At 39.9% G+C, this 16369-nt stretch carries 12 protein-coding genes and 1 pseudogene; 2 read left to right on the top strand and 11 right to left on the bottom strand.

Annotated elements, in window-relative coordinates:
• Nucleotides 1-16: 16 nt before the first annotated feature.
• From NXV01_RS16860 to NXV01_RS16815, 10 genes and pseudogenes are all read right to left on the bottom strand, one after another.
• Nucleotides 17-1525: a 4Fe-4S binding protein gene (locus tag NXV01_RS16860; RefSeq protein ID WP_259022936.1), complete on the bottom strand. Its 1509-nt coding sequence runs from the start codon at nt 1523-1525 to the stop codon at nt 17-19.
• Between the two features lie 259 nt (nt 1526-1784).
• Nucleotides 1785-2210 carry a hypothetical protein gene (locus tag NXV01_RS16855; protein WP_099147469.1) on the bottom strand — a complete coding sequence of 142 codons (426 nt, stop codon included), beginning with the start codon at nt 2208-2210 and terminating at the stop codon, nt 1785-1787.
• The gene (locus NXV01_RS16850; protein ID WP_259022935.1) at nt 2210-2944 is read right to left on the bottom strand and encodes a hypothetical protein; all 735 of its coding nucleotides are present in this window, start codon (nt 2942-2944) and stop codon (nt 2210-2212) included. The genes NXV01_RS16855 and NXV01_RS16850 overlap by 1 nt, the downstream gene beginning before the upstream one ends.
• A gap of 120 nt (nt 2945-3064) precedes the next feature.
• On the bottom strand, nt 3065-4165 hold the full coding sequence (locus tag NXV01_RS16845) for an MBL fold metallo-hydrolase (RefSeq protein ID WP_258980650.1): 1101 nt from the start codon (nt 4163-4165) through the stop codon (nt 3065-3067).
• A 148-nt stretch (nt 4166-4313) separates the two neighbouring features.
• Nucleotides 4314-6934, bottom strand: a pseudogene (locus NXV01_RS16840) (carboxypeptidase-like regulatory domain-containing protein).
• 124 nt (nt 6935-7058) lie between these two features.
• Nucleotides 7059-8033, bottom strand: a complete 975-nt coding sequence (locus NXV01_RS16835; RefSeq protein ID WP_234133392.1) for a FecR family protein — start codon at nt 8031-8033, stop codon at nt 7059-7061.
• 97 nt (nt 8034-8130) lie between these two features.
• A complete protein-coding gene (locus tag NXV01_RS16830; RefSeq protein WP_074559032.1) occupies nt 8131-8682 on the bottom strand; it encodes an RNA polymerase sigma-70 factor in 552 nt (183 codons plus the stop codon).
• 100 nt (nt 8683-8782) lie between these two features.
• Nucleotides 8783-9028, bottom strand: a complete 246-nt coding sequence (locus tag NXV01_RS16825; RefSeq protein WP_074559031.1) for a DUF3098 domain-containing protein — start codon at nt 9026-9028, stop codon at nt 8783-8785.
• 11 nt (nt 9029-9039) lie between these two features.
• Nucleotides 9040-12177, bottom strand: a complete 3138-nt coding sequence (locus NXV01_RS16820) for a DUF2723 domain-containing protein (protein ID WP_259022933.1) — start codon at nt 12175-12177, stop codon at nt 9040-9042.
• A 519-nt stretch (nt 12178-12696) separates the two neighbouring features.
• Nucleotides 12697-13800, bottom strand: coding sequence for a tetratricopeptide repeat protein (locus tag NXV01_RS16815; protein ID WP_234132134.1), 1104 nt, complete (start codon nt 13798-13800; stop codon nt 12697-12699).
• A 255-nt stretch (nt 13801-14055) separates the two neighbouring features.
• On the opposite strand from NXV01_RS16815, the gene NXV01_RS16810 reads away from it, so the two are divergent.
• Both NXV01_RS16810 and NXV01_RS16805 read left to right on the top strand, forming a co-directional pair.
• Entirely contained in the window at nt 14056-14676 is a 621-nt protein-coding gene (locus tag NXV01_RS16810; protein ID WP_195650115.1) for an HAD family phosphatase, read from the top strand.
• A gap of 62 nt (nt 14677-14738) precedes the next feature.
• Complete coding sequence (locus tag NXV01_RS16805) at nt 14739-15548, top strand: SDR family oxidoreductase (RefSeq protein WP_259022932.1); 810 nt, start codon at nt 14739-14741, stop codon at nt 15546-15548.
• 83 nt (nt 15549-15631) lie between these two features.
• On the opposite strand, the gene NXV01_RS16800 is transcribed toward NXV01_RS16805, so the two are convergent.
• Nucleotides 15632-16360: a DUF6064 family protein gene (locus tag NXV01_RS16800; RefSeq protein ID WP_148366723.1), complete on the bottom strand. Its 729-nt coding sequence runs from the start codon at nt 16358-16360 to the stop codon at nt 15632-15634.
• Nucleotides 16361-16369: the final 9 nt, after the last annotated feature.

Genomic DNA, 16369 nt, shown 5'->3' with positions numbered 1-16369 from the left:
CTTATACTGATTTAGATCAAATAATTCTATGCATCTGATGTCCGGTCACATAAATAGCGCTGAAAGGACGGGACGGACAAAGGTTCTCACACGCCCCACAACCGATACAATTTTCTACATTTACTACCGGAATCTTTGGAGAATCTGTTTTTTCAGGATCGGAAGCTACCATCTGTATGGCACCTGTCGGACAATGGCGGGCACAGTTGCCACATTCCATTCCATCTGTCAAAGGTACACAGTTCTCTTTAATCCATACGGCATGTCCGATCTGAATAGCTGATTTCTCGGCAAGACTGGTGAGATGAATAGCGCCGGCGGGACAAACTTCCGAACATTTAGTACATTCGGGACGGCAATACCCACGTTCGTATGACATTTCCGGTTGCATCAATGTCAATAGGTTGCCTGACGGACGCAATACCTGATTGGGACAAACAGAGACACATAATTGGCAGGCTGTGCAATGTTGAGTGAAATTGCGTGCGCTTAATGCACCGGGAGGATAGATAGGATTTTCTCTTTGGGGAATCTTTTTATCTTCGATAGTAGCCAATCCTCCGTCTACTTTCTTCTCTTGTGCTTTCAGTACAGAAGTTGTTGCAAAAATGGCCGATGCTGAAAGGAAGCTACGACGGGCGTTGTCTACCTGTTCAGTAGTGACAGACTTTGCTTTCGAATCTTCGCTCGTAGCTGTTTCGTTCTTAGGTTTCCGTCTTGTGTATGTAATGGCTCCATGCTTACACTTTCCGATACAATCCATACAAGTCACACAACGGCTATAATCTATTTCATGGGCTTTCGGATTAATACACGATGCTTTGCAATTGCGGGCACACAAACCGCAACTATTGCATTTGGAAGTATCAATTACCGGTTTGAATATCGCATATTTGGATATAAACCCTAATACAGTACCTACGGGGCAGATCGTATTACAATAGGTTCGTCCGTTGCGCCACGCCAGAATGAAAAGAACAACAAGGGTGGCAATGGCAATCAACATCGTCGAAAGACTCTTCATCCATACATCTACCTCATAAAAAGCATAACTATCCATTCGTTCGGCGAAATACGCCAACAGGTTGTTTCCCCATTGCCAGACTGGTGCAAAAAGACTGGAAGCTATCCGGCCATAAGCACTATATGGTGCCAGCAAGATAGCCAAAGAGTTCAATCCTGCAACCATCATGATAATGAATACTCCTAAAACGCCATACCGCAACCATTTCATTGCTGGTGAATAACGGAACCGGTTTTTCTTTTGTTTGCCGGACACCCACGAAACAATGTCCTGAAACACTCCCAACGGACAAATAACAGAGCAGTAGATACGTCCGAACAGGAATGTAAGTACAACTAAAAACAATACGACACCTATGTTCAAGGCTAATAAAGCCGGCAGAAATTGAATTTTCGCCAACCATCCGAACCATGTGTGCAATGTACCCGTGAAGTCGAGGAACAGAAGGGTAATAAGCGTAAAGCACACAATGGCAGTTGTAAGTCTGATAGTACGCAGCATAAATTTATTAATTTTCAAATTATAGTAGTTATATCTCAATATCCGAAACGTTCCGTCCTAATATACGATATTCCATCAGAATTGATTTTTGTACTTTTTATCGCTGCAAATTTAATCAGATAGATTCGGTTATCAAGTATATATATTACCGAATGTTATACCAAAATTACAGATTCGTGATATTTGATTATAACGCTGCCTGTCAATACAGCGAATTGATATTGGCAGGCAGCGTTATAATGATTATCTTATTGTAGAACTATTTTAAAGGAGTAAGTTCCAAATATTCTCTCGACATATGTATCTGACCATATTCTCCCCATCGGTCATAAACGGCAAACTTTTTTGTAGTAAGTTCTTCTATATCCCAATAGTGGTCATCGCCGAAGTATATCGTTTTGGAACTCGGATCATAGAAACTCCATCGTCCGGTGATACTGTTTTCATTCACTTTCCCATCAGTGTCAATACTTATAAACTTTCTTATATACGTGCCGTTTTTCTCCAATTTATATACGGTATAGTGTGTATTGCCTTCATCATCGACTATTTTCTCACTCGCCCATGTATTATCACATATCAAGGATATGGTATCTTCTTCTCCATTAGAATAATATCCCGTTTTCTCAACGCAACTGGATGCAAGAATCAGAGTTACAAAAACGATAAAAATAGATTTCTTCATTAGTGTAGGAAATTAAGGTTCGCGATATGAGCATCTCCATTTGTGTTTATCACTTCAAAATTCCAGTCTACATCATTTCCTTGATTGGCAGACCACTCAAAACTGGGATTGATATGAAAACCTACACCACAAAATAATACACTGGCTAATTCTTTATTACCATTATATCCCACTCTACAAGTGACAAGAAATGCCCACGCGGCATTTTTATAAGATTGGGGATATAATTCTATTACTGTTTCTATGTAATCGCTCGAATTGATATAAAACTGTTCCTTATAATCCGTTATGTTGCATGTTGCTATTAAAGAACGGCTCATACGGTCATCGGATAGTTTTCTCTTCAAGTGGACAGGTGAGTTACCTTTTGTCTGACTGATATAAATTTCACTTTCAGTAATCATAACAATGTAATCTACTCCATGAGAAGATGACAATTGACCGGACAGACTGTTTATCTGACTAATGCTCTGCTTGAAACTGTTAAGATTAACAGGATTTACAGCGTTAAATTCTTCCGCATCTGTATTCGTTAAATAAGAAAGTGCAGTACTTTTTTTGTTTGGGTTGACATAATACTCATGAGTAGTCTTGTTAATATCCACAAAATCATTTAAAACTGCAATATCCTGTTGATAATTCCGGCTGGCTGGTACTGGAAGGGTCAGATTGTTTTGGCAACTCTGTAGGAACAAGGTTATTAACACTACAAATAAAGAATAGATTTGTTTCATAATAAAAGGATTTAGTAAATTTATGTTGAGAAATATTTCTTCACAAAGTTATCATTTTCCTCTGGAAACAAACCGTTTACAGTGTGAATAATACGTAATGAGTTTAGATTTAACTTCCTTTCATTGCAAGATCACTATTTCACCAATTACAGGCATCAATACATCCAAAGAATCTTTATTCTTCATCTCTTCTGCATTTTTGAGAGGTTCATCCCAACGATGTTTGGCCAGTGCATATTTAGAATGATGTACGGTCAGAATTCTTTTCGCTTTTAAATCTCTGGCCGTCTGTGCCATATACTGGGGCATCAAATGGATCAAGCTCCATTCTTTGTCGTATTGTCCGTTTTCGAGGATCGCAAGGTCGATGTCCGGAAATCGATTGCCTATTTCTGCATAATGTGTATCATATCCTCCGTCTCCGCCGATGTATATCTTTTGTGAAGGAGCTTCTAACAGGAAGGAAGCCCAAAGCGACTGGTTGGCAGTAACTCCGCGACCGGAGAAATGACGGGCAGGCAAACAATGTATCATAAAGCCCGGAGCGAGGTTTGCCTCTTCATTCCAGTCAAGTTCTATCAGAAGCTCTTTATCAAATCCCCAATATTCGAAATGTTCGCCGACACCCAACGGACAAATCACTGCTCCAATCCGATCTTTCAGTTTTTTGACCGTGTTGTAATCCAAATGATCCCAATGATCGTGACTAATCACCAGATAATCAATGTCCGGCATATCATCCGGTGTATAAAGTTCCGTACCTTTGAATGGCTTGTTAATAAAAGATACGGGAGAAGCCATACAGAATACCGGGTCAACCAATATTCGCTTTCCTCCCGTTTGAATCAAGTAAGATGAATGTCCGAACCATACCAATATTTCTTCATTACGGTCAATCTTCCGTAAATCCGTTTTGATTGCTTTGACAGCCTGTTCGGGGCGCAAACCGTCTATCTTTTTGAAAATGAACTCCCAGATTCCGATAAAACGTCCCCTGTCGGAAGTCATCAATAGGGTTTCATGCTGATTTTTAAATTCTCCGTTTCTGTAATTAGGAGATTTCATGACTCTTTCCAGCCGTTCCCCACGGGGAGTTCTGCCGAAACTGGCTTGATTGATAAAAACAATGACTGACACCGCCAGCAATGCTATTACAGCTAATATACATCCTACAATCATACGTGCTTTGAATTTCTTGAATATGATACGCATATAATTCATCACTAAATTATTTCACGCAGCAAATATACAGGTATTCAGAGAGCTTGTTAGTATATATATTACAGATTGTTATACCATAATTACTGAAAGCAGTTGTCTGTTGGGTGTCAATCTATTGTGTGAACAAACCCTTTTCTTGTTCAGTTATTTAGAAATAAATTTTGTAACTGATGTTCGGAATCAGACCCGCTCCGTCTTTTTCTTCTACTACGCTCGTTCTTTCATTGTATTGATAGAAATGCATTCCGGTACGCATACCCACATTCAGTATCTTCAGAGAAAACTCGTGGGATACTCTTTTCTTATTGATCCGGAAGCTGATGGAAACATCACCGTTTATAGATGGATTGAATCGTTTAGTATATGCTTTGCTCTCGTCAAAGACAATGTCTTTTTCTTCCTGACTTTTTTCTTCATCCACAGGTGTATAGCGTCCTCCTCCCTGAAAGAACAGGCGACCGTTTATACTTAATACATTCTGTTTGAGTCTGCCAACCATCCATTCTTTTCCGGCGAGCAGGTTCACTAAAAAACTTTTATCCAGTCTCGTATTTCGCCAGATACGGTCTCCTCCCCTATATTTCGATTTGAATAATGAAGCTGTAAGCATATAGTAGAAGCCATTCTTCATGTATTGTTCCAGTGTTATATCTATTCCATAGTTTTTGGCTATTCCGGTGTTTGTCAATATGCGGTCTAAATAGAATTCTTCGTAATTGATAATCGAAAAGGAGGAGTTTTCCTCAACCGGTATGTGGAACAAGTATTGATAATAGGGTTCTATTTTCAGATGTAGGCTCTGATTGATATTCCAGTCATAAGTGAATCCGAAATGATGTGCCTTTGAGAAGTCCAGGTACCGATTTGATTTCTTTTTACCATTGATTATCTGTTCAACAAAGTAATAGTCGAGCCTTTCCCGGCGGCTATGCAAGCCGTAAGCTGCTGCTAAAGAATGTGCAGGATTTATTTTCCATTTAAGGGCAACTCTCGGTTCTATCGACCAGTTCTTGTTTAAAGTAAAATATTGTCCGGTAACCCCTAAACTGGTTGTCAGATTGTTGCTCAAGTTTATTACGGAATTACTATATGCCGAGAGGACTGTACTTTCTCCACTGCCTTTCGATATTTGTTCCATAGGTTTGTTTAATCCCAAATAAGGGCTGACTTTGTAATCAAGATCATATTTAAGTTCCGTAATGGTAATCCCTGTTCTGTTGGTATGCCTCGGACTGAATTTCTTATTCAGATATGAATTGAATACTAAATTCCATCTGCTATTCTGAATATCTGCCACATTAATAATAGCGTCGTCGGTATGTAAGTCCGCCAATGAACGGTCTTTGGAATAGGTAGTGGATAGAGAAGAACGGATATAAGTATTTTCATCCAGTACATATTTGTGCGCTAAGCCACCTGCCAGTTTATCCAGTTTATTATATCCCGACGACCGGTCTCCCATCGTTTCCCATTCGGAACGTTCCAAAACATCTGCTTTATTCCTGTCTATCAATCCTAATCCCCAAATCGAAAAGGTTCCGGCTTTACGTGTGGGAAAATTTAGTTTGAAGGCTAAATCCTGATATTTCAGGTTGATGTCATTACCCGATGCCAGTGAAGTAGTAGAAAAGCGATAATTCACCAGATAGGAACTTCCCCGTTTTTTACTGATAGGACCTTCCGAAGCTAAATCTATGCCCATGAGTCCGACCTGAAAGGCATGTTCGTACTTCTGATTATTACCATTGCGCAAATGCATATCGAAAACACCGGATAAGGCATTAGTGTATTCCGCTGGGAAAGCTCCATTGTAGAAATCGGAGTTTCCGATAACTTGTGTACTTAAAGCGGACAAGAATCCTCCTCCCAGCCCTGCTAAATCGGCAAAATGAGTCGGGTTAGGTATTTCAATTCCCTCCAGTCTCCATTGGGTAAATTGCGGAGCGTTTCCCCGGATGGCGACCGCATTGGTACCGACATCTCCTGCCACTCCAGCAAATGCAGAACTTAACCGTGCCGGATCATCAAACCCATTGGCAAATCGGGACGCTTCTTCAATACTAATCATACGTCCTCCCGTAATAGCCATCGGGTTGACTGTCCGGTCTTTTTTATTTCCGGTTTGACAAGCACTTCAGCCAAATCCTGCACATTTTCATCCATAGGGATTTCTACAAATACTTCTTTGGATGATGTGACAGACACTTCGCTAATGATACTTGGGCGATACCCCATAAAAGATGCCTGAATATTATAACGTCCTATCGGGACGTTATTAATCCGGAAATTTCCCCGGTTGTCAGTTGAGCCTCCCAGTGAAGGTTTCTCTGCTATACAGACGGAGGCATATTCTATTGGCGTATTGGTTTTGGAATCAACAACGATTCCTCTTATGGTTTGAGTCAGTTTTTGTGTATCGTCATTGGCAGGCTTTTGCCGGTTATCCTGCAAAGAAATAATAATATGATATCCTTTTATTTTATATACATATCCGGTTTCTTTTAATAGTTGAGTCATCGCTTTGTCGACAGCTACATTTTTAAGAGATAAAGAATGCTTCTTTTCTAAATCCAGATTCGATTGTTCGTAAGCGATGCTATATCCGGTTTGTGATTCAATTTGGGCAAAGGCCTCTTTTAATGATATCCTTTTATTTTGTATGGTAATCTTTTTTTCTTTATTCTGCGCGACTGTTGTAAGAGAGAGAAAAGCAAAAAATAAAAAAATGGCGAGCTTAGCTGCCCGTTTATTCGTATTAATTCGATTCATTATTCTATATTTGTATGTTGATACTTCATTTTACGTCACTTGTTGAATGAGGATAGACATTTCAGAACTGGGAAGAGGGTCTCAAGCTGCTTCCCGGTTCTTTTTGTTCATAGGCTGTTTCTTTTTATGGTTGGGTTAATACTATTTTATTTTCATGTTGTTGATAATCAAAGCCGATGATATCTTTCAAGATATTCAGTATTTCATCCAGATCTTCATCTTTCAGAAATTTGACAGTATATCGTTTGGACACAGGGATATTTGCCTCATTATCAATCGTGGTGTTATAGTGTCTTTCGAGGGTTCGGAATATTTCTCCGGCAGTAGCATTGGTAAAGATCAATTTTCCCACCACCCAACTGTTGGTATCATTAGTATCTATCACTGATATATGGATGTCTGACGACTTCTTATCGTATGTAAGCTGTTCATTGGGTTTAAGTATCCGGGGAGGTTGGGACTGGACGCTCACTTCTACCTTGCCGCTCGTCAGTGTAGTCGTTATTTTTTCATCATTAGGATAGGCTTTCACGTTGAATTTGGTTCCAAGAACCTTCACGGAAAGTTGGGAAGTTTCCACGATGAAAGGACTTGCAGTATCTTTTTGGACAGAGAAATAAGCTTCACCGTTAAGAATGACCAAACGTTTATCTTTAGCAAAAGTTTCCGGATATACAATGGTGCTTCCCGCATTCAACCAAACTTCTGAACTGTCCGGCAAGATTAGACGCTTCTGTTCTCCGTAAGCAACGGATACTTCTATCATCTCGTTTTGGGGAGAAAGATAGCAGAACATTCCTCCTGCCAATAAAAGCAATGGAACAACAACAGCGGCAACATGGGCAAACCTCTGATAAGAAGCGATACTCGCCAGATGTTCCTTGTTGTATCCGGTTCTTAAATTTACCCGTTCCAGTGAGGCATAAGTGCTCGAATCGGCTTCTACGTCCAATTCATTCCAATAATCTAACGAAGCTTTTGCTTTCGCCTGCTGGTTTTTATCTTTAATGATCCATTTCTGCACTTTCTCTTCCGTTTCAGATGGAAAGCGGGCGGAAAGGAACATTCTGATGATTTTGGTGATATTACTTTTCTTCATTTTTGCTGCACTTTACTATATATACAGTTTGGTGGCAAAAAGCTCAATAAGAAAATGAATATTTTTTATGAAAAAATAAGTAAAGAAGAAAATAAAGTTACAATAATGATAACAGAAAACATGAAATGACCTTCCGTATCTCTTTCAAAGCGAGGCTTAGCTGGCTTTCAACATTTCTTTTGGTAGTGTTCAGTCGTTCGGCAATCTCGGCATTGGATAATCCTTCATTGCGACTTAATGTATAGATCATTCTCCGTTGTTCGGGCATTCCTCCGACAAGTTTGTCAATCAACATTTCCAATTCCTTGGCAATAAGGTCTTCTTCGGAAGTAGAGCTATATCCTGTTTCTTGATTATGGTTCAGGTAGGCATCGGACACATATTTATGTTTCAGAAAGTTGATTGCTGCATTTCTTGCAATGGTGTGCAAATAAGAATTGAATGATTTAGACATATCAATCGAATGACGGTTGATCCAAAGATTGACAAATAAATCCTCTGTCAGCTCTTCTGCATCAGGCTCCGATTTTATATATCCGTCAATAAATGCTTTGGTTTTGTTGTAGTATGCAATAAAAATAGTCTCAAAGGCCTTGTGATTCCCATCCTGAAAGGCCTCCAACGTTTTTATATCAATATTGTTATTCATACTATTTCCCAACTTTCATTTCATTGGGACAAAAGAAGCAATAATTTATTTTATAAAGATGGTCTTTTTTGAAATATTAATGATATTAGAAAGATTTATTCTATTTTAATGACCGATAGAGAATACCAAATACATTCAGCAGATACCCCAATAAACACAATAACGGGGCAATGCGTATACGTGTTCCACTAAATATATCGGGATTATAGGCGGCAGAGGTACTCCCCTCGCCGCTCATTAATATATATCCTATGATAATCAATATCGAGCCGATAATTAAGATGACGTAATTTCTTTTGCCCAATACAGTTTTTATTTCTTCTTCTCTTATTCTTTTCGATTTCATATTCTTTGAATTTAGTTGTGATCATTCATTAGTTGAGTAAAGCGCATATATTTCTTTTCAAATTGCTGAATCCTCTGTTCATATCTCTCTTTATCCATATTCTTCAGTAATTCATTGCACTGATTCCATTGCCAGAACCTATACAAACAATCCCGTTGAACCATCCCTATCCGGTTATCTCCCAATGAGAAAGCCCAGTCGATATAATTTTCCGATTCTGCTATCAGATGATTCAATAGATCGGTCGCTCTCTGCGTTTCTCCTATGGAAGCATAAGCGGTGGCTATATCATACGAACCACTCTCGAATACTTCGGGAACATTATATGCCGGAATAGCTTGCCCAGCATATTCCAATACTTTTCTGGCACGGATGTCGTCTCCTTGTTTCACCAGTTCTTTAGCCAATTGTGCAAAGAGCCTTCGATGAGAATAACAGATGCGCAGGGTTGTTTCGTCCAGATAAAGTCCGGGAGTATCCAATCCTCCGTATTTATATCTGTTCATCACATTCTCGTAGAGTTTCTCCGTATCTATGGCATATCCATTGCCTTCTTCTACGTCTCCCCATTCTTTATAGTTGAAAGGAGTAAACCGGAATGCTAACCCTTCCTGAACAAAGTAGTCATCAAACTTCAGTTTACTGGAGTTGCCTACCGAGATAGCCATGTACAGGGGACGTTCCCAGTTACAGTTAGCCAAAATCTCGAGCATGAGTAAGTCTACTTTAGTCAGCAGACGTATATCTTTTAGAGAAATAGACAGTTTATCCGGTATTGCATCTCTTAGTTCTTCCCCTTTTAAATGACGAATGGCTTCAGGCAACATCATTCCCGAACGGAGTACTGCATCCTTATCAATATGGATATTTATTGTATCGGTAGGTATCACATGGAATTCCTGTTTCTCCGCAAACACCCAATATTTCAGGATATTCTTTATTTCATACGGATCATCTCCAAAACTATCACGGGCTTCTTCGGGATGTTTCTGATACAATGCTTCTATCTGTTTCTTCAATTCCGGACGAACAGCCACATATTCGTTCTTCCCTTCCTGGTATTGATTTTGATCCCAACTGATCGGTAGTCCGGGAGCATCGTATAGAGGACATTGTTGCTGATAAATGTACCAGTCGGTCTGCGCATAACTTAAATTGCAGATACGTACATCTCTGCGTACTTCTTCCGTATCCTGATTATACCACAAGGGGAACGTATCATTATCCCCGTTACAGAATATAATCGGATTTCCTTTGTCGGGAAGTGTCATCAGATAGTTAGCTCCAAAGTCACGACAGGTATACCGGTTGCTTCGATCGTGGTCATTCCATGTTTGACTTGCCATTTGTATGGGGACAAACAGGCAAAGCAGCATGAGTAAGTTGACCGGGAGGATTTTTGCCTGTTTTCTGCGAAACATGTCACAGCATCCGGCGGCTCCCATTCCAATCCAGATAGCGAACGCATAAAACGAACCTGCATACGCATAATCCCGTTCACGAGGTTGTCCGGGAGTCTGATTCAGATAGAGCACAATAGCCAATCCCGTCATGAAGAAAAGGAAAAATAAGACACTGAATTGCTGCTTGCCTTTTTTCCCGCGTGTCCATTGCCAATAGATACCGAGTAATCCTAATAATAATGGTAAGCCATAGAATACATTGTGACCTTTGTTCTCACGCAAAGATTCCGGCAAAAGTTTTTGATCCCCCAGCCGCAGATTATCGAGCCAGGAAATTCCTGTAATCCAGTTACCATGTTCCGGTTCACCGCTTCCTTGAATATCATTCTGTCGTCCGACAAAATTCCATAGAAAATAGCGCCAGTACATGTAGTTGAGTTGGTATGTGATAAAATAAGTCAGGTTCTCTTTTTGTGTGGGAGCCTCATTTGCACCTCCTCCGGACCATCCTTTGTAAGAAGCGGCCGAACGATCATTCCACATTCGTGGAAACAACATATTTTGAGTGTAGCACACGTCTTCTTTATAGCGGATAATTTTATACTTGCCTTCTTTCTTATCCGGTCGATAGATAGCAGTCCCTTTTTCGGTCTTTACCTTGTAATAGTCTCCTTCGGGCACATACTCCGGTTCGGATGCATAGGTTCTCCCATAAAGTAAAGGAGCACTTTCATACTGTTCGCGATTCAGGTAGCTTTTGAGCGTGAAAATATTATCCGGTGCATTCTCGTTGAGTGGCGTATTAGCATTGGCACGAATGAGTATGACCGCATAAGTGGTATATCCTATGGTGAGCATGAGTAAACACCACAAACCGGTATTCACGATGCGTTTTCTAAACCGATAAATGGCTCCTATCAGTAAAAACAGGACCAAACCCAGAAAGACGATCAATCCTGACTGGAAGGGTAATCCCATCACATTGACAAAGAATAATTCGAACCATCCTCCTACATCAGCCATTCCGGGTATATAAATAAAAAGAATCAATACAATAAGAATACCGGATAATGCAATGGCCCCAATAACTCCCTTGAGTGATAGAGTCTGATATTTTTGGTAGTAGAACACTAATACAATGGCAGGAATACAAAGCAGATTAAGCAAATGCACTCCGATTGAAAGACCTATAATATAGGCTATCAGGATAATCCAGCGGTCACCGGACACAGAATCTGCTTCATCCTGCCAGCGAAGAATCATCCAAAATACCAAGGCTGTAAGGAAAGAAGAGAAAGCATATACCTCCCCCTCTACCGCACTAAACCAGAATGTATCACTGAAAGTATAAGCTAAAGCTCCCACAAAACCTGCTCCCAGAATGATAATAACATCCATGACAGATAATTTCCGTTCATCGCCCACAAGCAAGGCTCTCACTAATCGGGTAATACTCCAGAAAAGAAACAAGATACAACCGGCACTCAATAGTGCATTTAAAAAGTTAACCATTCCCGATACTTGCGAAGCATCGGAAGCAAACTGGGTAAACAGGTTTCCAACAAGCATATAGAAAGGTGCTCCCGGTGGATGCCCTATCTGTAATTTTTCAGCACAAGAAATAAATTCGGGACAATCCCAAAAACTTGCGGTTGGTTCGATGGTCATTCCATACACAAACGCTGCTATCAGAAAGACCAGCCACCCACCGAAATCATTCCATCTTTTAAATAATAAGTTGCTCATTGTTCTGTACTTTTTTGTTTGCAAAGTTACAGGACATGTTGCCAAAACTGGTATTTTTTACCGGACGGTTACGGACGGGAGTTAACGATAAGATGTTGATAATCAACAATAACAAAGATGAAAGAATAGACGAAAACAGACAGAAGATAAATCAGGTACAAATAAAGCAATGGCATAGGATAGTAAATGGCATGAGAATGCCAAGGTGTCACATATGGATTCATTAGGATATTAGGAAAAACAAGTGTCACTCTTGCTTTTTACTATTTAATTTCGTATCTTTAGTGATTTCAATCTTTTTGAAAACAGATAATCATATTACAGAATGACAAATATCACCTTATAAAGTGACATTTGTCACCCTATAGGATGACCATCGTCCCGTTATAACGGGACAACTACCCGACTGCATAAAAGATGACTAATTTCTGTACTAAAAACCATTAATCTCTGCAACGAAAATCCTTAAATGTAGTAAGGAGATAATGAATCATTACCAGATAATAATTAATTGCTGTACTAAAATGAAGGAGCCCCCAATGATTTCACAATATCTTCCAGTGACTCTTTAGAATTTGCCAACATCAGTTTCTCCGTTTTTATTCTGGAGATTCTCCGGGTCAGCGTTTCTGTAGTCAGTTTCATTAAATCAGAAAAGCAAGCAGGTTGGACTCCCTCCCGCAGAAAAGCACATACCCTTAAATCCTCTTCCGTGAGCTTCGGACCTATTTCTTTTAATTTAGATACAAGTCCATAAACATTTTCCTGAAGTCGCAGTAACTCTGTCCAGTCTTTCTCGGAGAAAGAAGGGATCTTAGAAGACAAAACATTCCGTTCTTTAAACTGTCGTACTTTTGAGACAACGGGAGAACTTTCATAGATATGTAGTTGAAGAGACTGATACTTCTCTTCAAGGTGGTTACATTGCAACATCAGCTTATCCGATTCAACATCTTTCTTCAGTATTTCTTCTTTGAAAAGATCCAGTTGGGAAAGTACGTGCCGGTTTTTCTTCCAGAGTAGTCCAAGCAATAAAGACATCACACCAAACATTCCTAAAGCAGAAGAAAGAATCACTGAGGAATCGTTTTTACCGTCATTCAACATCAACTGACTGGCGTATGCCTTTCTTTCCATTTCCAGTGCTTCATCAAAGTTACCGTATTTCTGATAATAAAGACTACATCGTTTGCAGATTTTTGCCAGATGATCGTATTCCTCGGTTTCTTTGGCAAGTTGGATTGCCTCCTTAAAGTGGATTTCTGCCTCCTCTTTCTGTTCCAGATCACTTTCCACACAGGCAAGATAATAATATGCTTTTGATTTTTGATATTCATTGCCATTTTTCTCATAATAAGATGCCGCCTGCCTGATCTGCTTATCAGAAGAATGAGGAATGCTTTTGTCCTCGTTGAGCTGGGTACATAATAAATTATATTCTGCCAGTTGGGCTTCATTCATTTGACTTGTCTGAATAGTCTCAAGAATAATAGATGCCGTATCCGGGTCCTGCGCCATGAGCTGTGCGGCTTTGTCTAACCCTTGCTTCACACTCGTTCCTTCCGGATGGCATGCAGCCAATGAAAGGAGCATCATATACAATAAAATTCGAAGGTTATTCATAACTCTATTTCTGTCTTTACAAAGGATTGATTGGATTTGCAAATATAAAAAATAATCGGTATTTATCCTTCCCTAAGTCATACAAAAAGTATAGTGACGCTATCCGCTCCTTATAGCTACGCTATCCGGGTGTGATAGTGACACTATTTGGCAAGGATAGCGTCACTATGTTTTTTTGACAAATATCAAGCCATTGTGCACTGCTAATTAAGAAGATAAGCCGTATCTTTGTAGCAAACAAAAAAATTATATATCATGATTAAAAACATTGTATTTGATTTTGGAGGGGTGATTGTAGATATTGACCGCGACAAAGCTGTTCAGGCATTTATCAAACTGGGACTGGCAGATGCCGACACTCGTCTGGATAAATATCACCAGACCGGCATCTTTCAAGAACTGGAAGAAGGTAAGCTAAGTGCGGATGAGTTTCGGAAACAACTGGGGGATTTATGTGGTCGTCCATTGACGATGGAGGAAACCAAACAGGCATGGCTGGGCTTTTTCAATGAAGTGAATCTAAATAAACTCGATTATATATTGGAATTGAGAAAGTCATATCATGTGTATATTTTAAGTAATACCAATCCTTTCGTTATGTCATGGGCATGCAGCCCTGATTTCTCGTTAAGGAAAAAGCCGTTGAATGATTACTGTGACAAACTATATCTGTCTTATCAGGTCGGTCATACAAAACCTGCACCGGAAATATTCGATTATATGGTGAACGATTGCAATATCATTCCTTCTGAAACTTTATTTGTGGATGACGGCGCCTCGAATATCCAAATCGGCAAAGAACTGGGATTTGAAACTTTCCAGCCGAAAAATGGTGAAGATTGGCGGGAGAAAATGACTGCTATTTTAGAGAAATAACCTTATTGGTTAAAACAAAACATTCGGTTATTCTCTTTATATTTGTCGGAAATACAAGTTATATGCAACCACAAGTTATACTTATAACCGGAGCATCTTCCGGATTTGGAAAGATTACCGCTCAAATGTTATCAGAACAAGGGCACATTGTTTATGGAACAAGTCGGAAACTTTCCGAAGACATGAATGAGGTGAAAATGCTGGTTGTCGATGTTATCAATTCACTTTCTATCCGCCAAGCTGTTGATAGGATTCTATCGGAACAGGGACGGATTGACGTACTGATTAATAATGCCGGGATGGGTATTGGCGGTGCATTAGAACTTGCTACGGAAGAGGAAGTAAACATACAGATGAATACCAATTTCTTTGGTGTAGTGAATATGTGCCGGGAGGTATTGCCTGTCATGCGTAAAAACCGAAAAGGGAAGATCATCAATATCAGCTCTATTGGTGGTGTAATGGGCATCCCTTATCAGGGATTTTATTCTGCTTCCAAATTTGCGGTGGAAGGATATAGCGAAGCATTGGCTTTAGAGGTTCATCCGTTCAATATAAAGGTTTGCGTGGTAGAACCGGGAGACTTCAACACTGGATTTACTGATAACCGGAATATTTCCGAACAGACAAGACTGGATGCCGATTATGGAGAAAGCTTCCGGAAATCATTGGAGATCATAGAAAAAGAGGAACGTAATGGATGCCATCCACGGAAGTTGGCTGCTGCAATCTGTAAAATAGTGGAGCGTACAAATCCTTCTTTCCGAACGAAAGTAGGTCCCTGGATACAGGTGTTGTTTGCAAAGAGTAAAAAGTGGTTGCCTGATGCGGTGATGCAGTATGCTCTGCGGATATTCTACGCAATTAAGTAAATGTGATATAATGCAAAAAGTCTTTCATAGCCATTAAAGCTAGAAAGACTTTTTTGATTTGAATATCTTCTATGTGTTCCGGATCAATTCTTCGGAACTAATTCTAAAAACATGGTAGTAGTCAGCAACACAGCCAGTCCGACGCAAACGCTTATCAATAGCCAATTGATATATTTGGCTTTCGGCTTGGTGTCGGCATGCAGATTGTTCAGGAAATATTCTCTGAAGAAAAGATACAATCCGGGGATTGTGGCACTTGCCAACAGGAAATCTTCCGGAATCTGGAAGAAATAAGTTTTGGATAATCCGATCAATGACCAGTGGCAAAGGAACAATACCAGAAACATATTGACTTTTTGCGCAAACAGCAGTAATAATCCGATGGTAAACACAACTACCGAACAAGGCATTACCGGAGAAGTCATTTCCGGGAACGAGAGTCCGCGTGCCAGTGAAACCAGAGGATATATAAAAGGCATTGCCAACAGGACGTAAGACAATAGATCATATTTGTGGGTACGCTCGAAGGTCGTATATCCCGTGATTGCATCCCATACCCAAATGACAGCCATAACGCCCCAGAACATTGCCATCACCCCATTATAACTGCGCTCTTCACAATAGATATAATAGTAGACCACAGAAATCCATGTATAAAGACCTATCATATAGAACTTCATCGCCATTTTCACCCACGGGCGTGGTTTACCGATAAGCAATCCGGTCAATGCAATACCAATCAGGATAATAACTATCTGTAAAAGCCAGGTAGCTGAATTATAATATGCAATTGTTCTCCAAAAAATCTCCATAAAAGTAGT

Origin of the sequence: Bacteroides sp. BFG-606, from assembly GCF_024788145.1 — a bacterium.
GTDB classification, from domain to species: Bacteria; Bacteroidota; Bacteroidia; order Bacteroidales; family Bacteroidaceae; genus Bacteroides; species Bacteroides vicugnae.
The sequence above is the reverse complement of the archived record's forward strand: the minus strand, read 5'-3'. Positions and strand labels throughout refer to the sequence as shown.